Genomic DNA, 21,598 nt, shown 5'->3' on the forward strand with positions numbered 1-21,598 from the left:
AGGAAAATAATGAAAAAAATATTTTTAATCTTGGCTTTATTTTTTAATGCTTTTGCCTTACAGCTAGATGAAATTTCTAGTACTATGCAAAAAAACATTGATGCAAGCTTAAAACTTTTACAAGATAGCAAAGAAGACAAAAAACAAGCTGCTGATGGAATTTTTAAACTTTTTGATAGCATAATAGATTATAAACTCATGGCAAAACTCAGTCTTTCGAAAAATTATTCTAAATTAAATCCAAAAGAACAAGAAAAATTTACCACAGCCTTTGAAGCAAGTCTTAAAAAAAGTTTTACCGATAAACTCAGTCTTTATAAAGATCAGGTTTTAAAGGTCAAAAATGGTGAGTTAAAAAATGAAAAACGCTATTTTTTAACCACTTCTATGGTAGTAGATGGGGAAGAAAAAAATATCATTTTCAAATTTTACAATGATAATAACAACTGGCTTGTTTATGATGTAGATGTTTTAGGTGTGAGTATAGTACAAACTTATAGATCACAATTTGGAGATATTTTAGCCAACCAAGGCTTTGATGCCCTACTTCAAAAACTTGAGAGTATTGTCATAGAATAATGTTTGCAAAGCTTTTAAAGTTTTTTATTTCTCGTCCAAAAAGTACTTTTTTTGGAACCTTGTTTATATGCCTGTTTTTAAGCCTTTTTGCTTTTAAGCTTAGCGTAGATGCAAGTGCTGAAAGTTTACTTTTAGAAGATGATGCAGATTTAAAAACTTTTAGAGAAATTTCAAAACATTATAAAAGTGATAATTTTTTACTTTTAGCCTTCAAACCCTATGATGAAAAACCTTTTTCAAATGAAAATTTAGCCAAATTAAAAAAACTTCATGAAGAATTAGAAAAGGCCCCTTTAGTAGAGCGCGTTTTTAGCATCATCAATGCCCCTTTGCTTCAAAGTTCACAAAATACGGATTTAAAAGAACTGTTAAAAAATATCCCAAACATAGAAAGCCAAGATATAAACCGCACAAAAGCCCGAAATGAAATTTTAAATAGCCCCTTTTATAAAAATAATATCATCTCAAAAGATGGAAAAGTAACAGGGCTTATTATTTACTTAAAGCCTGATACAGTTTATAATGATCTTGTAGAAAAACGCGATCTTGCTACCGATGAAAAAGAAAAAGATCAAATTCGTCTTGCTATAAAAAAACATCAAGACAAGCAAAAAGTTATCACGAAACAAAGTCTAGATACTATTAAAAGCATAGTTCGAAATTATGAAAAAAATAAAGATACGCTCTACCTTGGTGGCGTAAGCATGATCGCTGATGATATGATAGCTTATATAAAATCTGATCTTGTGCTCTATGGTGTTTCTCTTGTATTTTTACTAGGACTTGCACTTTATTATTTTTTCCGTTCATGGCGCTTTGTTTTTTTACCTCTTTTTATTTGTTTTATAAGCTTAAGTGCAGCTAGTGGAGTTTTTGCACTTTTAAAATTTCAAATCACAGTTATTTCATCAAATTACATTGCTTTGGTTTTAATTATCACCTTAAGTGTAGTTGTTCATTTGATCACGCATTTTATCGAAAGTACCCAAAATCATCCCAAAGCTAAAGTTGAGCGCATAGTACTTGAAACCTTACTAGCCAAAGCAAATCCTAGCCTTTATGCCATTGTTACAACGATGATAGGATTTTTTTCTTTAATGCTTTCAAATATCGAACCTATCATAAAACTTGGTATTATGATGAGTATAGGTATAAGTTTAGCTCTTATCTTTAGTTATTTATTTTTAGCAAGTATCTTAGTTCTTTTAAAACCAAAAAACTATCATAAAAAAGAGTTTAAATTTAATCTTTTAGCCTTTTGTGCTAAAACCGCTCTTGATTCTAAAAAGCGTCACATGATTTATGGAATTTCAGTTCTTGCTATAATCTTAGCTTTAATAGGCATTTCAAAACTCAGAGTTGAAAATTCTTTTGTCAATTATTTCAAAGATCGCAGTGAAATCAAAAAAGGACTTTTGGTTATTGATAAAAACCTAGGTGGAACCTTGCCTTTAGAAGTCATCATTCGTTTTCCAAATAATAAAAACGATCAAAATACAAGCAATACTCTTGATAGTTTTGAAAGCGAATTTGAAAATTTAGCCACACAAGAAACTTATTGGTTTGACTCTAAAAAAACACGCATTGCAAAAAAAGTTCATGAATTTTTAGAAAATAAAGAATTTGTAGGCTCGGTTTTAAGTCTTAATAGTCTTTTAACCCTAGGGAAAAATATCAACGATGGAAAAGAGTTAGATGATTTTGCTCTTGCGTTTTTAAATGAGAATTTACCTGCTAAATTTAAACAAGACTTGCTTTCACCTTTTGTAAGTATAGAGAATAACGAGTTAAGATTTAGTATGCGTATTGTTGATTCTGATCCGAATTTAAGACGTAATAAGTTTTTAATAGATCTTAAAAAACAGCTCAACGAGCTTGTAAAAAACGATGGAGTAGAAGTGCAAATCACAGGCATAATGGTGCTTTATAATAATATGCTCCAAAGTCTTTTTTCATCGCAATTTGATACTCTTATATTTGTAATTTTAGCTATTTTCATACTTTTTATCATTGTTTTTAGGGATTTAAAATTTTCAGTTGCGGCTATATTGGTAAATGTTATTCCTTTAAGTGTGGTTTTTGCTCTTATGGGACTTTTAGGCATTCCTTTGGATATGATGAGTATTACTATAGCTGCTATTGCTATAGGTATAGGCGTTGATGATGCTATACATTATATTTATCGTTTTAGAGAAGAAATTAAAAACAAAAGCCTAGAAGAAGCCATTATGATTTCTCACCTTAGTATAGGTTCGGCACTTTATTATACTACCATTAGCATAGTTTTAGGTTTTAGTGTTATGATGAGTAGTAATTTCATTCCAACGATTTATTTTGGAATTTTAACCGTTTTTGTAATGATTTTGCTTTTAAGTGGAAGTTTGTTCTTATTACCAAGCTTTTTAATCACTATTTATTCTAAGAAAGCCAAGTTTCCAAACCAACATAAAGAGCATATATTAAAACAATAATAGCTATATATTTTAAAAAATTTTTCATTTTTATCCTTTTGTTAAAATCTTTAAAATGATTTTTGCAAGCTCTAAAGCTTTAAAACGATGAGAGATGTTATTCTTCTCATCCACGCTAAGCTGGGCTAAGGTTTTATCAAAACCCTTTGGAATAAAAAGGCTATCATAGCCAAAACCATTTTCACCTTTTTCTGTATCTATTACTTTTCCATGCATGGTTCCATGCGTACTAAATTCCCCTATCAAACCTACCATAGCAATAGCAGCAACATAATGCGCCTTACTTTGTTTAAAACCTTTTTTTATCATTTCATTTACAAGCTTATCACGATTACTTTTATCATCGCCCTTACTGCTAAATCGAGCAGAATAAATTCCTGGATTTCCTTCTAAAACATCTACACAAATACCACTATCATCACTTAAAACGATAAAATCTTTTTTTTGCTTTTCATCCAAAGCATTAAAAACCGCTCTTGCTTTAATCAAAGCATTTTCTTTAAAAGTTTTTCCATTTTCTTCAATCTCAAAAGGCGTTAAAACTTCATCAAAAGCATAAATTTCAAAATCTTTTAAAATTTCTTTAAGTTCTAAAACCTTATGCTTATTACTCGTAGCTAGGATAATCTTCATAACAAAAGCTCCAAAATAATATCAAAACAAAAATATGATTTTATAAAATTTATCCTTGTGCGTAGCTTTTAAATATCAAATGATAAAGCGATGTTAATCAATGCTTAATCCATTTCATAGTAAAATTATCCTAATTTAAATTTCAAATTTAATAGGAAATTGATAATGCTAAATAATGTCTTACCCTTATCTTTCATAGTTGGAACAAGGTTTTTTGGGCTTTTTATAGTTTTGCCAGTTTTAAGTCTTTATGCTTTAAAACTTGAAGGTGCTAATGAATTTTTAGTGGGACTTTTAGTTGGTGTTTATGCCTTAACCCAAATGATTTTACAAATGCCTTTTGGGATTTTAAGTGATAAAATTGGTCGTAAAAAAACCATGCTCATTGGACTGATTATTTTTATAATAGGCTCTTTAATCTGCTCTTTTGCGGAAAATATCTACACCATGCTTTTAGGAAGAATGCTCCAAGGTGCAGGGGCCATTGGAGCAGTAGCTACGGCAATGATAAGTGATTTTATCACAGAAGAAAATCGTGGTAAAGCCATGGCGGTAATGGGTTCTTTTATAGGACTTAGTTTTGCAGCTTCTATGGTAATCTCTCCTTTAATGAGTGTAAAATGGGGTTTATCTAGCCTTTTTGATCTTAGTGTAGCTTTGTCTCTTTTATGTATAATTTTACTTTATACTGTTGTACCTAAAGAAAATAAAATCACTCATGAAAATGAAAAAACTCCTTTTTTTCATCTTATTAAACAAAAAAATTTAGCCCTTATGAATCTTACTAATTTCATGCAAAAAATGCTTATGAGTATAGCATTTTTAAGTATTCCTATTATTCTAGTAAAACATTTAGGCTTTGCTTCTGATAAACTTTGGATTGTTTATAGCGCTTCTATGGTAGCAGGTTTTATCGCTATGGGCTTTGCTGGAAGTTTAGGCGAAAAAAGAGGTTTAGCTAAACAAATTTTACTCTTAGGAATTGTTTTTTTCATACTTTCTTATCTTTTCTTTGCTTTTAGTAATTCTATAGATTTTTTTATCATAGCAGTTGTGATTTTTTTTATAGGTTTTAATTTACATGAGCCTATTATGCAAAGTTGTGCATCAAAATTTTGTAAAGTTCATGAAAAAGGTGCGGCATTAGGGTTGTTTAATGCTTTTGGATATGGTGGAAGTTTTATAGGTGGTATTATCGGAGGGATATTTTTACATCTAGATGCCTTAAATCTTTTAGCTATTATTTTAGTAATTTTAGCTCTAATTTGGCTTGTAGCATTATTTTTCTTAAAAAATCCAGCTGATTTTAAAAACCTTTATCTACCTTTAGAAACACCTTTAAATTTCAGTACTTTTAGTGAAAATTTAGGGGTTGTAGATATTTATAAAAACTCTAAAAATCTTGTTGTTAAATTTGATAGCAAACTTACAAATAAAGAAGAATTAGAAGGCAAAATTAAGATCTAATTTTGCCCCGCAAAACCCATTGCTTTTATCATCACTTTTGCCTTGCAATCTGCACAGCAATAAAGTGTTTTGATTTTATTTTCATCATTACCAAATTTAGGTTTCATTAAATTGGCTATTTTTTCTACAGCTTTTTTGGTGGCAAATTCTTTACCACATTCTATACAGGCAAAAAGCTCATCTTTTGCCATGGTTTGATATTCAAAATAAGAAGCTCTAAACTCCATTCCACTACGAACTAATTTTAAAGTATCTTTTTCGGCACAACTTAACTCACAATACCCACAAGTCGTGCAAAGAGAGGCATTAAATTTCAAAGCATTTTCTTGTTTATCAGCGATTAAAGCTCCTACATTACAGGCACCCACACAAGAAAGACAAAGCGTACAGGTGTTAGGATTAATTTCTACCTTACCATAACGCAACCATTCACCACTTTCTATACTGCCAAAATCTTCATTTTTTATCATTTCCTGCATTCTTTTGGCAAAATTTTCTCTTGTAGTTAAGGTGTTATTATGAAAATCATATTTTAAATCTTGTATGAATTCTTGCTCTTTTAAAACATTTTGCAATTCTTTTTCATCTTTAGCAACAAAAATAGCTTTTTTTTGAAATTTTCTCTCAAAAAAAGTATTTAAAAGTACAATAGCCTCATTGCTACCACGAGATACAAAATCCGTATAAAAAACCAAATTTGCTCCACTATTTTGCAAAAGCGTTAAAAAATGCATAGAAGAAAGCCATTTTTCACCCTCTATCATAAAGGGTAAAACATCTTTTGGTAAAGCAAGATTTAAATTTTCTAAAGACATTTTTTTGGGAATAATTAAAATTTTTTTATCTTTATAAAACTCACAAAGGGTAAAAAAACTTTCTCTTGGCATAGGAGCATAATCAAGCGATCCGCTAGGACACACGCTAATACATCCTCCACAACCCAAACAATCCACTTGAGAAAATTCCAAATGCTTTTTTTCATCATCTTTTAAAATCGCCACAGTAGGACAAATTTCAGCACATTTTGCACAATGCTCACTGCGTCTTTCGTGGTATTGACACACGCTAGCATTATAGCTAATATAAGTTTTATAATGATATTTTGGACTTTTGCTTTGCAAAAACTCTAACAATACTTCAAGATTTTCAAAATTTAAAAGATTATAACATCCACTTTGTCTTGTAAAATCTTTACGCACAACGCTTAAATCCTTAGCCTTAAAAAGCAAAAAATCAAAATCTATTTCCACTTCTTCGCCTTGATTTTTAACCACAGCACAAAGTTCCCCTACACTTCCAAAAACAGCTAAAATTTCTGCACTGCTTAAAGCAATAACCTTAAATCCATGTTCTTTTAAAAACTCTACGGTTTGAGTATCGCTATCTACTAAAATCAAACGATTTTGCACTTCTTTGCTTTGTTCTAAATCAAGCCCCAAATCATAAACGCTAGCTCTTGCTTTATAAAGCGTTAAAACATTTTTACTTTGCTCTAAAATTTCATCTTGAGAATTTTTAAGATAAAAATTAATCTCAGGGGCATAAATTTGCGCTTTTTGATTTTTATCATTACAAATTAATGCTTCTTTATCATTTGCCTGATCTAAAATTTCAATAGCATCTGGCAAAGGGATTAAAACATCATTTTTTATATAAACAAAATCTTGCATTGTCTTCCTTAATCTCTTTAAAACATCATTTTATAAATTCTATGTTAAAATAACCAAATATTTTCTTAAGGCTTAAGATGAACAAATTTAGAACTTTTCCACAAATTAACACTCTTATTGAAGATGAGAGTTTAAAATCCTATCCTTTTTATATCAAAGCATTTTTTTGTAAAAAAGTTGTCACAAAACTAAAAGAAAATTTTTCCCAAGATGAAATTTCTAAAGATAAACTACTTTTAGAAATCAAAAAAGAAATCAAAACTTTTTATCGCAAAGATTTACAAAGTGTGATTAATGCAAGCGGAGTGGTTATACACACAAACCTTGGCAGAAGTGTAATCCATGAAGAACTTTATGAAGCGTGTAAAAATATCATTTGTAATTATTCTAATGTAGAGTTTGATTTAGAAAATGGAAAAAGAGGCTCTCGCTATGCTTTGGTGCTAGAAAAACTTAAAATGCTTTTTGAATGCGAAGATGCTTTAGTGGTCAATAACAATGCTGCGGCAGTTTTTTTAGTGCTTAATTCTCTTTGTTATGATAAAGAAGTCATAAGCTCAAGAGGAGAACTTGTAGAAATTGGCGGAAGTTTTCGTGTGCCTGAAGTGATAAAAGCTGCAGGTGTAAAGCTTTGCGAAGTTGGAACTAGTAACAAAACACACTTAAAAGACTATGAACAAGCTATCAGTGAAAATACCGCTCTAATTTTAAAAACCCACAAGTCTAATTTCGCTCTTATGGGTTTTCATAGTGAAGTAAATATAAAAGATCTACATGAACTAGCAAAAGAAAAAGGGCTTTTGAGTTATTATGATCTAGGTTCTGGCTGGTGTGAAAATTTAAATGAAAAGCTGATTAAAAATGAACCTAAAATCAAAAAACTCGTACAAGAATGTGATATTTTAAGTTTTAGTGGAGATAAACTTTTTGGTAGTGTGCAAGCAGGCATTATACTTGGAAAAAAAGAACTCATAGAAAAACTTAAACAAAATCAACTTTTAAGAATGCTAAGAGTGGATAAATTAACCCTATCTTTTTTAAATGAAAGCTTAAAAGCTTATTTACAAAAAGATTATGAAAAAATTATTACCTTAAAACTTTTAAATGATGACTTATCCTTTATAGAAGAAAAAGCTTTAAGAGTGCAAAAAGAATTAAAATTTCAAACCCAACTCAAAAAAAGCAAAAGTTTAGTAGGAGGAGGTTCTATGCCTGATAAAAGTTTAGATACTTATATACTAACTTTTCAAGGAGATGCTTTAAAACTACAAACTCGATTTAGAAAAGAAAATATCATAGGACGCATTGAAAATGATGAATTTGTTCTTGATTTTAGAACTATACGAGAAAATGAACTTCAAAAACTTATTCTTACAATTAATCAAATGGAAAACTTATGAAATCTGTTATTATAGGAACCGCAGGACATATTGATCATGGAAAAACTTCACTCATTAAAGCTTTAAATGGTTTTGAAGGCGATAGTTTAAAAGAAGAACAAGAAAGACAAATCACCATTAATTTAAGTTTTTCAAATCTTAAATTAAAAGATAAAAACATTTCTTTTATCGATGTTCCAGGACATAAAGATTTGGTTAAAACTATGGTAAGTGGAGCTTTTGGCTTTAGTGTTTGTTTATTTGTCGTAGATATTAACGAGGGTTTAAAAGAACAAAGTTTAGAACATTTAGAAATTTTAAAAATTCTTGATATTAAAAATATCATTTTAGTACTTAGCAAATGCGATCTTTGTGAAAACATAGAGCAAAAAAGTGTAGAAATTTTAGAAGAGTTAAAAAATTTAGATTATCCCATTTTAAAAGTATTTCATACCAGTATAAAAAATAATCAAGGCATAGAAGAATTAAAAAATTATCTTTATACCATAGAAAACAAAGAAAATGATGAAGAACTGATTTTTCATTATTATATCGATAGAGTTTTTTCTCTAAAAGGTATAGGAACTGTCGTTACAGGCAGCTTGAATGAAGGAAGTATCACTTTAAATGAAAAAATCATCTGTTTAGACACTCAAAAAGAACTCATTGTTAAAAATATACAAAATCACGATACCAATCTAGAGCAAATCAAAGCTTGCAACCGTGTGGCTTTAAGTTTAAATTGTGATTATAAAGAGTTGAAAAAAGGTTATTTACTAAGTAAAAAAGGTTATTTTAAAGCCTTTAAAGAATGCGATGCTTTAGTTAAAGCAAAAAATTTACAAAATAGCAAAATGATTTTTTGCGTGGGTTCAAGACAAATAGAATGCAAAATAAATATATTAAAAAAACTAGAAAATGATGAATTTTTTGTGCATTTTAGTTTTGATAAAAATGTATTTTTAAGTTTTGATGAGGCTTTTATTTTATTACAAAACAATCGTGTTATAGGCGGTGGTAAGGTTTTAAATCCTTTAAGCGAACCTTTAAAAAAAGAACAAAAAAATAAATTTTTAATGTTTTTGAAAAATAAAGATTTTAAAGCGGCTTTTTCTTTCTTAAAAGACGCACACAAATACGGCTTTGGCTTGCTTTCAAGTTATCAGAGATTTAAACTTTCTCATCAAAAAGCATTGAAATTAGCAAAAGAATTAAATCAAGTATTTGTTGATGAAAAAAATCTTAATGTATATCATTTACAAAGTCTAGAAGAAATTAAAAATTTCATCAAATTCATACTTGAAAAAAATCCTTATGCCATGCTTTCAGCACATTCTTTAGCTTTAAGGATTACTTGGGCAAGTGAAAATTTTTGCGAACTCGGGCTTAAAGAGATGTCAAATTTATTGGATTTTCAAAATGGAATTTATTTTAAAAAAGGCATAGATTTTGAAAAACTTCAAGAAAAAAACAATAACCAAATGTATGAAATTTTAAAAAAACAAGGTATTAAACCCGAAGCTCCTTATAATCTTTATGATTTTTTAGAACTTGATAGAAAAAGCGGAGATAATATACTCAAAAAACTTACCCAAAAAGGCTTAGTTGTAAGACTTTCACACAATCTTTTTATAGAAAAACAAGCTCTTGAAAAACTTATGCAAGAATGTTTAAATTTATTAAAAAATCAAAGTCTTGATGTGCAAAGTATGAAAGAATATTTCAATCTTTCAAGAAAATATGCTATTGCTTATTTAGAATACTTAGACAAATTTCCTCAAGTAAGCAAAGAAGCTGAAAAAAGATTTTTAACAAACATTTAGAAAATCATTATAGAATTAAACATAATTTATTTAAAGGATTTGTAAACTATGAAAAAATTAAGTTTAATTCTTGCCTGTTCAGCATCTTTGTTTGCTGCAAGTAATTCAGAAATTAGTGATTTTTATTCAAAAAGCATTAAAGCACAATTTCCAAATACTACCGTTAGTGTATCAAATCGTCAAAAGGTTGGTAATACGGGTTTTGAAAGTGTTATTGTAAGCGTTGAATTAAATGGACAAAAACAAGAAAACATTCTTTTTACAAAAGATAGTCTTATTACCCCTGATCTTATCGACTTGAAAACGGGAATTTCTTATGCTCAAGAATATGAAATGAAAAAATTTCAAGAAGCAAGAGAAAATTTTACAAAAAATGCTAAAGCTGTAGCACAAAAAGAAACCATGGTAATAGCTTTGGGAGATAAAAATAAACCTGCAATTTATGTTTTTTCGGATCCTGAATGCCCTTATTGTAGAGAACATTTAGCTCAAATTGATAATGAACTTAAAAACTATCAAGTTAATTATATTTTAACTCCAGTACATGGAAAATCTGCTTTTGAAAAATCCGCTCTAATCTACAAAGAAGCAAAAAAAGCAAAAAATGATAAAGAAAAAATCGCAATTTTAAACAAATACTATGATGCAAATATCAAAAATTATCCAAAAGTAAGCGATGCAGAATTAAAAGAAGTTTTTTCCTTATATGAAAAATATCGCTCATTAGGTCTTAGCGCTACTCCAACTATTATTAAATAAACCTAATGTCTAAAATTACTTTAATTTTAAGCTTTTTTATAACACTCTTTATGAGTGCTTGCACCAATGCAACTTTCACACAAAGCTTTATTCAAACAAGCAATGAAGGCATTTTTATCAGATCACAAAAACAACAAAGTTTTAAAATTTCCTTTCAAAATCCTAGTCAACTTCAAACTACTCTAGATAGAGATTTGACTTTAAAACTTAAAAATTTAGGCTTAAAAGAAGTAAAAGAGAATGCAGATTATGAAATTTTAATCAATCTTGTAGATATGAAAAAGCATTCTTATGCTCAAAAAATCACAACTTCAGCAAGATTTTTTTATGATTTTGATCCTTTGGAAAGCGATGGAGAATGGATGGTAGAAAACTACTATACTATGCAAGTTAATTTACAAATCAACTCTAAAAATCACAATTCTCAAAAAACAAGTCTTCTTGCAAGAACAGCTTATCTTGGAAATAAAGAACGCTGTCAATTATCTTTAGAAAATAAAATTATAAATCAAATAGTGAGTTTTTTTTATTTTTAAGAAAAAGACAATCAAGAGTATAAAAACTCTTGATTTTAAGAATTATTAAGCAAAATAAGGTTTGATTTGTTCTATCCAAGCATCAATTCTTGATTCAGTTTGATCTTCTTGATTATCATTGTCAAGAGCAAGTCCAACAAATTTACCATCTACAACCGCATCACTTGCTTCAAATGTATAACCATCAGTTGAAACTTCTCCTACCAAATTTGCGCCTGCATCTTTTAAATTTTGAGCTAATTTACCCATGCCACCACAAAAAGTATCAGAATAACTTTCACTATCACCCATACCAAATACAGCTACGGTTTTTCCACCAAGACTAAGCCCTGAAAAATCAAAACCATCCCAATCATCTTGTAAATCACCACTTCCCCAAGTTGAAGTTCCACAAATTAATTTATCGTAAGAATTTATTTTAGCTGCATCAATATCTGAGATATTAAAAACATCGCTAATTCCAAGTTTTAAAGCAATTGTATTAGCCGCTCCTTCTGTATTCCCCATAGCACTACCATAGATTACTGCTACTGACATTATTTTCTCCTTATAATTTGATTTGATATTTTATACGGAACTAATTTTAACATAGTTTTGTTTAAATCACACAAAAAATGTTTTATTTCAATAAAATGTGTGAAATTTTTGTTACGCGGACAAACAATATAAAATTTTTCAAAATTGTTTTCTTTTATCAAATTCAATAATCCATGAATTTCATTTTCAATTTTTAAATTATGTGTATTAATCTCTTTGCAAAGTGGTAAAATTGCAAATTTCTTATCTATTATAATAAGATCACCATCTTGATCTATATTTTTTCCATTATTTTGAAAAGAAACCTTATCATAAACATAAGAGCTAAATAAAATTTGCGCATCAAAACAAATGCCATAAAGATAAATTCTTAAAAGTCTTAAAAGATCGACATTCTTAGATATTTTAGTATTAAAAATTAAGCTTTTTCTTTTTTGAAAGTAAAAAGCGTATGCATTAAGCTTGATATTTATATTTTGAATCTTACCAAATGAAACATGCATTATATCATGTAAAAAATTTCCAAATATCATTTTTAAACTCTTGGTATTTTTTGCATATGAAAGAGGAATTTTTAGAGCGCTATCAACGCTCGCATTATATTGAGTTAAAAAAGTCAACATAAGCTCTTGATTGTTTAAATAGCGATAAATTTGCGGTATAAATTCTTGCTTATCATCAAATCCAAATAACATCTTTAACCTTTATAGCAAGAAAATTCTTTATTAAGATTAAAAATTTTACAATATTCACAATACACACAACTTACACTTCTTTTTGCACAAACTAATGGAATTTTACGCTTTTTAGCTTCATTTTTGATTTTTTTCATAGTATTATGATTTAAAAAGCTTGTTAACATTACTATACATTCTGTATCACAAGGAATCGGCTTGCGATTAACTCTATTTTCATTACGCGCATCCCAGTGTTCTATTTTTTTAGCACCTAAATCATGTAAAACAGCTCTAATAGGAGTGATTTCATCTGCACCAATAACCAAAACTGACATAAATTCTCCTTTGTGATTTTTAAAATATATTTTGATAATTATTATTATAATATAAAAAAACTAAATTTATTTTGAAATTTATTATCAATAAAATGCAATTATTCAGTTAATTTTAATTTTTAATAGATATAATTTACTAATTGATAAAATTTATTATTTTAGGAGAAAACAATGAAAAAATTGACTAACGATTTTGGAAACATTATAGCCGATAACCAAAATTCATTAAGCGCGGGTGCAAAAGGACCTTTGCTTATGCAAGATTATCTTTTGCTTGAAAAACTTGCTCATCAAAATAGAGAAAGAATTCCAGAAAGAACCGTTCATGCCAAGGGAAGTGGGGCTTATGGAGAAATAAAAATCACCGCTGATTTATCTGCTTATACTAAGGCAAAAATATTTCAAAAAGGAGAAATAACTCCTCTTTTCCTACGCTTTTCTACTGTTGCAGGTGAAGCAGGTGCAGCAGATGCTGAGCGTGATGTACGTGGATTTGCCATTAAATTTTACACCAAAGAAGGAAACTGGGATTTAGTAGGAAATAATACTCCAACTTTTTTTATCCGTGATGCGTATAAATTTCCTGATTTCATTCATACTCAAAAAAGAGATCCAAGAACTCATCTAAGAAGTAATAATGCTGCTTGGGATTTTTGGAGTTTATGTCCTGAAAGTTTACATCAAGTAACCATTCTTATGAGCGATAGAGGAATTCCTGCAAGTTATCGTCATATGCATGGATTTGGAAGCCATACTTATAGTTTTATTAATGATAAAAATGAAAGATTTTGGGTGAAATTCCATTTTAAAACCCAACAAGGGATTAAAAATCTTACCAACCAAGAAGCTGCCGAGCTTATAGCAAAAGATAGAGAAAGTCATCAAAGAGATCTCTATAATGCTATAGAAAATAAAGATTTTCCAAAATGGAAAGTTCAAGTTCAAATTCTTGCTGAAAAAGATATAGAAAAACTTGGATTTAATCCTTTTGATTTAACAAAAATTTGGCCTCATAGTCTTGTGCCTTTGATGGATATAGGCGAAATGATTCTAAACAAAAATCCTCAAAATTATTTTAATGAAGTTGAACAAGCTGCCTTTAGTCCAAGCAATATCGTTCCTGGAATTGGCTTTAGCCCTGATAAAATGTTGCAAGCTAGAATTTTTTCATATCCTGATGCACAAAGATATAGAATAGGAACTAATTATCATCTTTTGCCCGTAAATCGTGCAAAAAGCGAAGTGAATACTTACAATGTCGCTGGTGCTATGAATTTTGATAGTTATAAAAATGATGCAGCTTATTATGAACCAAACAGCTATGATAATAGCCCAAAAGAAGACAAAAGCTATCTTGAACCTGATTTAGTCTTAGAAGGCGTAGCACAAAGATATGCTCCACTAGATAATGACTTTTATACTCAACCAAGAGCTTTATTTAATCTTATGAATGATGATCAAAAAACTCAACTTTTTCATAATATCGCCGCTTCTATGGAGGGAGTTGATGAAAAAATTATCACTAGAGCTTTAGAACATTTTGAAAAAATTTCACCTGATTATGCAAAAGGAATTAAAAAAGCTTTAGAAAAATAATTTTTACTTGCCACTTTTGGTGGCAAACTAAAGATTATAATAATTAAGGAAAAACAATGACAACTCTTAGTTTAGAAGAAGAAAAAAGATTTGAAGAGCTTTGCAAAATGGCTTTTAATTTTGCAAGAAATAATGAATGTGAAAATCTTAAAATCATGATAGAAGCAGGTTTAAATGTAAATTTAAAAACTCATAAAGGCGATAGCTTGCTTATGCTTGCAGCTTATAATAATTCTTATGAAAGCGCTAAAATGCTTTTAGAAAAAGGTGCAAAAGTAGATGAAAAAAACGATCGTGGACAAACCCCATTAGCGGGAGTTTGTTTTAAAGGATACTTACCTATGTGTGAACTTTTAGTTAAATATGGAGCAAATATTGATGAAAACAATGGTTTAGGAATGACACCTTATACTTTTGCTATTATGTTTGGACGCAAAGATGTGGCAGAATTTTTACTCAAAAAATCTAAAAATAATTTTTTAAAGAAAATAAGCCTAAAAATACTAAAATTTATCAAAAAATTTTAGTTATTTTTTAAATTTCTTCAGATACCTATAGACACTAGGTTCTGAAATTTTTAAAAATTTTGCTACGATAGGAACCGCCCCTTTTATATTAAAAATACCTTTTTCATATAGCTTTTCAGCAATTTCTTCTTTTTGAGTAATGCTTAATTGATAATCAGAATTTAAATAACTAGAATCTACGCTTTGAACTAAAATATCCTCTATCGAGTGACTTAATGTTTCTATACTTGAATCATTTTGAGAAAAACTAATATTTCCTAAAATATCACCCATATCTCCAATTTTTTCTAAATCAATCATCTTGCATATTAAATCTCTCATAATGCTAGTATCATGATTGATACACAAAATACCTACTAATTTGTCATGATTTTTAATAAAAAAAGTAGATCCTCTAATTAATTTTGATTTTCCAACAAGAGCCTTATAATCACATAAAAAATCTTTTTCTAAATATTTTTTATTTTGCATAAGCTCACTTGCAAAAGCAGTCAAGGGAGAATCTAAACTTCTTCCACTAATGTGACTGTTAGCAATTGCTGCAATATAGGCCCCATCTTCAGTAATTACATGAAAAACTATCTCATATTGCTCACCTAAAACTTCTCCTAAAAAATATGTCAACTTTATAAATTGTTGTTTTTGTCCCTCATCCATAAAACTGCCTTCAATAAAAAATTAATATAATATTAAATTCTACTCTTTATACTTTAAAACATTTCTTAAAAATAAAATTTTATTATTATGATAATAAACTATTGACAAATTATTATTGTAGTGATAAAATGCATTCTGCTTAATCTATATTTAACAAAGGAGAATTCATGTCAAACTATCCAAAGGCCATTGGTCCATACTCAGCTTACAGAGAAGTAAATGGACTTTTATTTATATCAGGACAACTTCCTATCAACCCTGATTCAGGCGAAATAGAAAGCCATGATATCAAAGAACAAACCAAACAATCTTTGAAAAATATCGGTGCTATCTTAGAAGAAAATGGTATCAGTTATGATAAAGTGGTTAAAACCACTTGCTTTTTAGCTGATATTAATGATTTTGTAGCATTTAATGAAATTTATGCTGAATTTTTTAAAGCTCCTTATCCAGCAAGAAGTGCTTTTGCAGTAAAAGATCTACCAAAAAAAGCTAAAGTAGAGATAGAGGTCATCGCTCAAAAAGGATAAAATATGCTAGGTATTGTTTTTTCTTTATTTAGTGTTTTTTTACTTGTTTTTATGCTTTATAAAAAAATCAATGCTCACATGGCACTGCTTTTAAGTGGCTTGCTTTTACTTTCCTTAGCTGCTATTTTTGGACTTTCTCCACACATTGTTACCAAAGATTCTTTAAATCTAGGTTTTTTTGATATTTTTCAAGTTTTTAATCAAACCATGTCCAAGTACATTAGTAGAGCTTGGACTTACACTTATGACTATAGCAGGTTTTTCTGCTTATATGGATCATGTAGGGGCTTCTTATGCACTTTTTAAAGTTTTTGAAAAACCTTTAAAAGCCGTAAAATCTCCTTATGTTTTACTCATAGTTGCTTATTTTATCGTGCAATTTTTAGTTCTTTTCATCCCTTCTCACGCAGACTTGGCACTTTTACTTATGGTTACTATGTATCCTATACTTGTACGCTCTGGTATTTCAAAACTTTCTGCCTTAAGTGTGATTGCTATTTGTCAATATATCGATCATGGACCTGGAAGTGGAAATGTGATCATGGCCTCAGAAAAAGCTGAAGTTGATCCTGCAATTTATTTTGTTCATTATCAACTCCCTACAACCTTGCCTATCATTATAGCTGTAAGTATTGCAATATATCTTTGCAATAAATTTTTTGACAAAAAAGATAATTTTGTCTTCAATGCGCAAGAAATTGAAAAAAGAACTAAATGAAAATGAAGGTAAAGAAAAAGAACTTAAAAAGCCTCCTAGAATTTATGCGATTTTACCTATAATTCCTTTGGTTTTAATCCTAGGATTTAGTTCCGTGCTTGATAGCATCTTGGTTTTAATGGGAATAAGTAGCGCTGAAGAAGTTAAAGCAGCTGCTAGCACTGCAATTAAAATGAATGTTCCAGTAGCAATGGTGATTTCAACTTTTGTGGCTATTATTTTTGAAATGATACGCTATAAAAGTATAGTAGAAACTCTTAATTCTATGATGATTTTCTTTAAAGGAATGGGACATTTATTTGTTATCACAGTTTCACTCATCGTTTGTGGTCAAGTATTTGCAAGTGGTCTTTTATCTGTAGGTTTTGTAGATACTTTAATAGAATTTTGCAAAAATGCAGGATTTGGAGTTTTGGCTATTATTATCGCTGTTTCAATCTTACTTGCGGTTTGTGCTTTCTTAATGGGTTCAGGAAATGCGGCATTTTTTAGCTTTGCCCCACTTATCCCAAATATAGCAAAACACTTTGGAGTTGAAACTATCACTATGATAGCACCGATTCAAATCATGACGGGCTTTGGAAGATGTGTTAGTCCTATTGCACTAGCGATCTTAGCTATCTCAGCTATTGCAAGAGTAAGTCCTTTTGCCGTGGTTAAAAGAACAGCTATTCCTATGCTTGTAGCGGCTATTGTAAATGTTATTATGACTTATATCTATCTTTAAAAAGGAGAAAAAATGAACTCAAAAACTAAACTTATTCATTGTGGCAGAGGCGATCAAGGCGCTGAAGTAAGATCAGTCAATCCTACACTTATGCGTGCATCAACCATACTTTTTAAAGATCACGCAACTTGGCAAAAATACAGAGAATTAAGAAAAACAGATCGTGTTTTAAGTTATGGATCTAGAGGAACAACAACCAATTTTGAACTTGAAAAACTTATTTGCACTCTAGAGGGTGGTTATAGAGCACAACTTTTCCCAACAGGACTTGCAGCATTAGCTATGGTGCTTTTAAACTATGCAAGCAAAGATACACATTTTTTAATCACTGATGCAATTTATGGGCCTGTAAGAACGATTTGCGAATTATTTTTAGAAAAAATGGGCATTGAAATTGATTTTTTAAAAGCTGATGCAAGTGATGTAGAAGAAAAAATCAAACCTAATACCAAGCTTATCCTATGTGAAAGTCCAGGTTCTATACTTTATGAAATCATAGATTTACCAAAACTTTGCAAAATTGCCCATGCGCATAATATCCCTGTAGCTATTGACAATACTTATTCTAGTGGATATTTTCTAAATCCTTTAGAACTTGGAGTGGATATTTCAGTTATCGCCGCTACAAAATATCTTAGTGGACACTCTGATGTAACCATGGGTATAGTAGTAATCAACGAAAAAGAATGGAAAAATTTTGACAAACTTCCAGAAGCTTTAGGCTTTACAACAAGCCCTGATGATGCTTACTTAGTACTTCGTGGTATGAGAACACTAGATGTAAGAATGAAAGCTCATGAAAAAAGTGCTGATGAAATTGTAGAGTTTTTACAAAGCAGAAAAGAAATTAAAACAATTTTCTATCCAAAACTCAAATCCCACTCAAATCATGAAATTTTCATGCGTGATCATAAAGGTGCAAATGGTATGATTACCATAGAATTTGCAGAAGGTTATAACAAAGAGGATGCTATTAAATTTGTAGATAAACTAGAATACTTTTCAATTGGTGCTAGCTGGGGTGGATATGAAAGCTTAGCCACCGTAACTACTCCGCCTAGAACTGCAACAGACCTAAGTGCAAGAGGACCATTTGTAAGATTTCATATAGGTCTTGAAGATACTAAAGATTTAATTGCTGATTTAACACAAGCTTTTGATAGTATTAAAAAATAAGGAGATAAGATGACAGGAATTAGTGTATTTGATCATAAATTATTAGCAGACTCATGGAGCACGCAGGAAATGCGTGCTATTTTTTGCGAACAAAACCGCATACAAAAATGGCTCGATGTTGAAGCAGCTTTAGCAAAAGCACAAGCAAAACTTAAAATTATCCCTAAAAAAGCAGCTGATGAGATTGCAAAAAAAGCTCATTATAAATTTATGGATATGGACTTTATCTTTGCTGAATTTAAAAAAACCAAACACCCTTTAGTTCCTACTGTAAGAGGATTAGAAAAAGCTTGCGATAATAATTTAGGTGAATATGTACATTTTGGAGTAACCACTCAAGATATCATCGATACGGGACTGGTTTTACAATTTAAAGAAGCAATGACTCTTGTAAAAAGCGAATTAAAAGCTATCGCAAAAGCCTTAGCGAAACTAGCTAAAACCCATAAAAACACTGCTATGATGGGAAGAACTTTAGCACTTCAGGCTTTGCCTATTACTTTTGGACATAAAGTGGCTATTTGGTTAAGCGAACTTGAGCGTCATTTTGAAAGAATACTTGAACTTGAAAAAAGACTTTATGTAGGCAGTATAGTAGGCGCTGTAGGAACTAAAGCAAGTTTAAGTGATGAGTGCAATGAAGTAGAAAAACTCACTTTAGAAAATTTAGGACTTGATGTGCCTAATATTTCTTGGCAACCTGCACGTGATCGCTTTATAGAACTTGGTTTTGTACTAGGCAATATCAACGCAACCTTTAACAAAATCGCTCATGAAATTTTAATCCTTTCACATAATGAAATTGATGAAGTTGCTGAACCTTTTGGCAAAGGACAAGTAGGATCAAGCACTATGCCACACAAAAGAAATCCTGCAGTAAGCGAAAATGCAGTTACAGTAAGCAATGCCTTTAAGGCAAATTTAGCCATTTTAAGCGATATTGAAAGACATGAACATGAAAGAGATGGTCAAGTTTGGAAAATGGAATGGAAGCTTTTACCTGAAATGTTTTTAATGCTTTCTGTGGTTTTAGCAAATATGAAATTCGCTCTTAGTGATTTAGAAGTAAAAAAAGACAAAATGCTTAAAAATTTAAATACTCTTAATGGTTTTGTTTTAGCAGAGCGTGTTATGTTTGCATTAAGCGATCATTATGGAAAACAACACGCCCATGAGATTGTTTATGAAAATGCTATGCTAGGTATCGAAAAACAAAAAACCTTTAAAGAAGTTTTACTTGCAGATAAAAGAGTATCTAAGGTATTGAAAGAAAAAGAAATCGATGCTTTGCTTGATGCAACAACCTATGTAGGATATGCACCAAAACTTGTAGATGAATTTTTGGAAAAAATCAAAAATAGTGCTATTTTAAAATAGGAAAAATCATGTTCTATAGTGAAATTTTAGCGGATTTTATTTTCAATCTTAAATATGAAAATATCCCTAATACAGTTGTTCAAAGAGCTAAAGAACTTATGCTTGATAGCCTTGGAACAGCTATAGCAGCAAGCAAAGAAGAATGTGTTTTAAATGCTTTTAAAGCTTTTGAAAATTTAAGCACAGAAAAAAATACTCTTATTTGGGTAAATGATCAAAAATTAGATCCTATATACGCAGCCATGCTAGATGGCATTGCTTCTCATGCGTTAGATTTTGACGATACACATACAGAAGCGATTTTGCATGCAAGTGCAATTTTAACTCCACTTTGTTTAAGTTATGGTTTTCATGTTAACAAAGATGCGAAAAAAATCATCAAAGCTTTTATAGTAGGCTGGGAAATTGCAGCTAGAGTAGGCATTGCAAGCAAAGGTACTTTTCATAAGCGTGGTTTTCATACCACTGCTATTGCAGGAATTTTTGGAAGCGTAAGTGCAAGTGCAATCTTGCTAGATCTTAACAAAGAACAAATCATCAATGCTTTAGGACTTGCAGGAAGTTTTGCAAGTGGGATTAATGAGTTTTTATCCAATGGATCTAATTCAAAAGTTTTGCATATTGCCAATGCTATTAAAAACGGTATTATAGTAGCTCATTTTGCTAAAAACCATATGAGTGGACCTTTGAGTATTTTTGAAGGTAGGGATAATATCTTTAAATGTTTTGGCATAGAAGAAGAATGCGATAAAACAGAACTTAACAAAGCCTTAGGAGAAATTTGGCAAACTATGCAAGAATCAAGCCTTATCCAAGTTGTCATTTTGCTCATGGGCTTATTGATTGTGCTATTGCTTTAAAAAATGATGGTTTAAAAGCTGATGAAATTAAAAGTATTCATTGTTTTGTAGATGAAGTTCCTGTTTCTTTTATCTGCGATCCTTTGGAAGCAAAATACACTCCAAATAGTGCTTATGAAGCTAAATTTTCCATGCTTTTTTAATGACTCTAGGATTCTTTGATGGTAAAATCACTCTTGAATCTTATGAAAATTTAAAGCGTGAAGAAGTACTAGAATTTGCTAAAAAAATCAGTTACGAAAAAAGAAAATCTCAAGGCTTTCCAAAATATTTTCCAGGGCATTTAGAAGCCAGTTTGCAAGATGGACGCACAATCCAAAAAGATGTTTTTATAAATAAAGGTAATTTTGATAATCCATTAAGTTTTGAAGAATTAAAAGCTAAATTTTTAGCCAATGCACAAATTTACCTTGATAATGCTAAAGCTAACAAAATTCTAGATCAAATCATCAATCTAGAAAATTTAAACCACTTTTCTTTTTAAATATTAATCCTTCTTTTTATAAGAAGGATAATTTCATTACACTTTTTTATTATAATATTTATTATTAATTTAGGAATTAC

At 30.0% G+C, this 21,598-nt stretch carries 19 protein-coding genes and 2 pseudogenes; 15 read left to right on the forward strand and 6 right to left on the reverse strand.

Translation table 11 applies throughout. The features are described from left to right. Positions 1-9 precede the first annotated feature (9 nt). Positions 10-579 (forward strand): phospholipid-binding protein MlaC, encoded by a 570-nt coding sequence (locus FBF21_RS07235; protein WP_002856450.1) that lies wholly within the window; start codon positions 10-12, stop codon positions 577-579. Then, the gene (locus tag FBF21_RS07240; protein ID WP_002869566.1) at positions 579-3,050 is read left to right on the forward strand and encodes an RND family transporter; all 2,472 of its coding nucleotides are present in this window, start codon (positions 579-581) and stop codon (positions 3,048-3,050) included. The genes FBF21_RS07235 and FBF21_RS07240 overlap by 1 nt, the downstream gene beginning before the upstream one ends. A 30-nt stretch (positions 3,051-3,080) precedes the next feature. Here the strand turns inward: FBF21_RS07240 and rdgB are convergent, their stop codons facing one another. Continuing rightward, positions 3,081-3,683, reverse strand: coding sequence for an RdgB/HAM1 family non-canonical purine NTP pyrophosphatase (gene rdgB / locus FBF21_RS07245; RefSeq protein ID WP_002859659.1), 603 nt, complete (start codon positions 3,681-3,683; stop codon positions 3,081-3,083). A 165-nt stretch (positions 3,684-3,848) separates the two neighbouring features. Here rdgB and FBF21_RS07250 point away from each other — a divergent pair, with 165 nt between their 5' ends. Further along, a complete protein-coding gene (locus tag FBF21_RS07250) occupies positions 3,849-5,150 on the forward strand; it encodes an MFS transporter (RefSeq protein WP_002869567.1) in 1,302 nt (433 codons plus the stop codon). Here FBF21_RS07250 and FBF21_RS07255 read toward each other — a convergent pair. Further along, positions 5,147-6,820: a 4Fe-4S dicluster domain-containing protein gene (locus tag FBF21_RS07255; RefSeq protein ID WP_002859661.1), complete on the reverse strand. Its 1,674-nt coding sequence runs from the start codon at positions 6,818-6,820 to the stop codon at positions 5,147-5,149. The two genes, FBF21_RS07250 and FBF21_RS07255, sit on opposite strands and share 4 nt — an antisense overlap. 77 nt (positions 6,821-6,897) lie before the next feature. Between FBF21_RS07255 and selA the strand changes: the two genes are divergently transcribed. From selA to FBF21_RS07275, 4 genes are read left to right on the forward strand one after another with little or no spacing between them, the layout of a single operon-like run. Then, positions 6,898-8,220: an L-seryl-tRNA(Sec) selenium transferase gene (gene selA, locus FBF21_RS07260; RefSeq protein ID WP_002869568.1), complete on the forward strand. Its 1,323-nt coding sequence runs from the start codon at positions 6,898-6,900 to the stop codon at positions 8,218-8,220. Next, complete coding sequence (selB, locus tag FBF21_RS07265) at positions 8,217-10,022, forward strand: selenocysteine-specific translation elongation factor (protein WP_002857930.1); 1,806 nt, start codon at positions 8,217-8,219, stop codon at positions 10,020-10,022. The genes selA and selB overlap by 4 nt, the downstream gene beginning before the upstream one ends. A gap of 48 nt (positions 10,023-10,070) precedes the next feature. Beyond that, positions 10,071-10,781, forward strand: coding sequence for a DsbA family protein (locus tag FBF21_RS07270; RefSeq protein ID WP_002875985.1), 711 nt, complete (start codon positions 10,071-10,073; stop codon positions 10,779-10,781). A gap of 5 nt (positions 10,782-10,786) precedes the next feature. Continuing rightward, entirely contained in the window at positions 10,787-11,317 is a 531-nt protein-coding gene (locus FBF21_RS07275) for a hypothetical protein (protein WP_002875986.1), read from the forward strand. A 45-nt stretch (positions 11,318-11,362) separates the two neighbouring features. On the opposite strand, the gene fldA is transcribed toward FBF21_RS07275, so the two are convergent. From fldA to FBF21_RS07290, 3 genes are read right to left on the reverse strand one after another with little or no spacing between them, the layout of a single operon-like run. Beyond that, positions 11,363-11,854 carry a flavodoxin FldA gene (gene fldA / locus FBF21_RS07280; RefSeq protein ID WP_002875987.1) on the reverse strand — a complete coding sequence of 164 codons (492 nt, stop codon included), beginning with the start codon at positions 11,852-11,854 and terminating at the stop codon, positions 11,363-11,365. Continuing rightward, positions 11,854-12,549, reverse strand: coding sequence for a hypothetical protein (locus FBF21_RS07285; protein ID WP_002869570.1), 696 nt, complete (start codon positions 12,547-12,549; stop codon positions 11,854-11,856). The genes fldA and FBF21_RS07285 overlap by 1 nt, the downstream gene beginning before the upstream one ends. A 2-nt stretch (positions 12,550-12,551) precedes the next feature. Then, on the reverse strand, positions 12,552-12,866 hold the full coding sequence (locus tag FBF21_RS07290) for a DUF2325 domain-containing protein (RefSeq protein WP_002855637.1): 315 nt from the start codon (positions 12,864-12,866) through the stop codon (positions 12,552-12,554). Between the two features lie 171 nt (positions 12,867-13,037). On the opposite strand from FBF21_RS07290, the gene FBF21_RS07295 reads away from it, so the two are divergent. Then, positions 13,038-14,462: a catalase gene (locus tag FBF21_RS07295; protein WP_002869571.1), complete on the forward strand. Its 1,425-nt coding sequence runs from the start codon at positions 13,038-13,040 to the stop codon at positions 14,460-14,462. 56 nt (positions 14,463-14,518) lie between these two features. Then, a complete protein-coding gene (locus FBF21_RS07300; protein WP_002858381.1) occupies positions 14,519-14,989 on the forward strand; it encodes a Cj1386 family hemin-binding protein in 471 nt (156 codons plus the stop codon). Here FBF21_RS07300 and FBF21_RS07305 read toward each other — a convergent pair whose 3' ends face one another. Next, positions 14,990-15,646, reverse strand: a complete 657-nt coding sequence (locus tag FBF21_RS07305) for a transcriptional regulator (protein ID WP_002858310.1) — start codon at positions 15,644-15,646, stop codon at positions 14,990-14,992. A gap of 167 nt (positions 15,647-15,813) precedes the next feature. Here FBF21_RS07305 and FBF21_RS07310 point away from each other — a divergent pair, with 167 nt between their 5' ends. The 6 genes and pseudogenes from FBF21_RS07310 to FBF21_RS07330 all read left to right on the forward strand — a co-directional run bounded on the left by FBF21_RS07310 (position 15,814) and on the right by FBF21_RS07330 (position 21,518). Beyond that, positions 15,814-16,176 (forward strand): RidA family protein, encoded by a 363-nt coding sequence (locus tag FBF21_RS07310; RefSeq protein WP_002869572.1) that lies wholly within the window; start codon positions 15,814-15,816, stop codon positions 16,174-16,176. Between the two features lie 3 nt (positions 16,177-16,179). After that, complete coding sequence (locus tag FBF21_RS09300; protein ID WP_230108786.1) at positions 16,180-16,482, forward strand: hypothetical protein; 303 nt, start codon at positions 16,180-16,182, stop codon at positions 16,480-16,482. Continuing rightward, positions 16,448-17,621: pseudogene (gene dcuC / locus FBF21_RS07315) on the forward strand (C4-dicarboxylate transporter DcuC). Before FBF21_RS09300 ends, dcuC begins: the two are co-directional and overlap by 35 nt. Positions 17,622-17,633: 12 nt before the next feature. After that, on the forward strand, positions 17,634-18,797 hold the full coding sequence (locus FBF21_RS07320; protein ID WP_070307006.1) for a PLP-dependent aspartate aminotransferase family protein: 1,164 nt from the start codon (positions 17,634-17,636) through the stop codon (positions 18,795-18,797). A gap of 9 nt (positions 18,798-18,806) precedes the next feature. Beyond that, entirely contained in the window at positions 18,807-20,174 is a 1,368-nt protein-coding gene (gene purB / locus FBF21_RS07325) for an adenylosuccinate lyase (protein ID WP_002875988.1), read from the forward strand. A gap of 8 nt (positions 20,175-20,182) precedes the next feature. Further along, positions 20,183-21,518, forward strand: a pseudogene (locus FBF21_RS07330) (MmgE/PrpD family protein). Positions 21,519-21,598 lie beyond the last annotated feature (80 nt).

The sequence above is a fragment of the Campylobacter sp. CFSAN093238 genome, from assembly GCF_012898015.1.
GTDB classification, from domain to species: domain Bacteria; phylum Campylobacterota; class Campylobacteria; order Campylobacterales; family Campylobacteraceae; genus Campylobacter_D; species Campylobacter_D jejuni.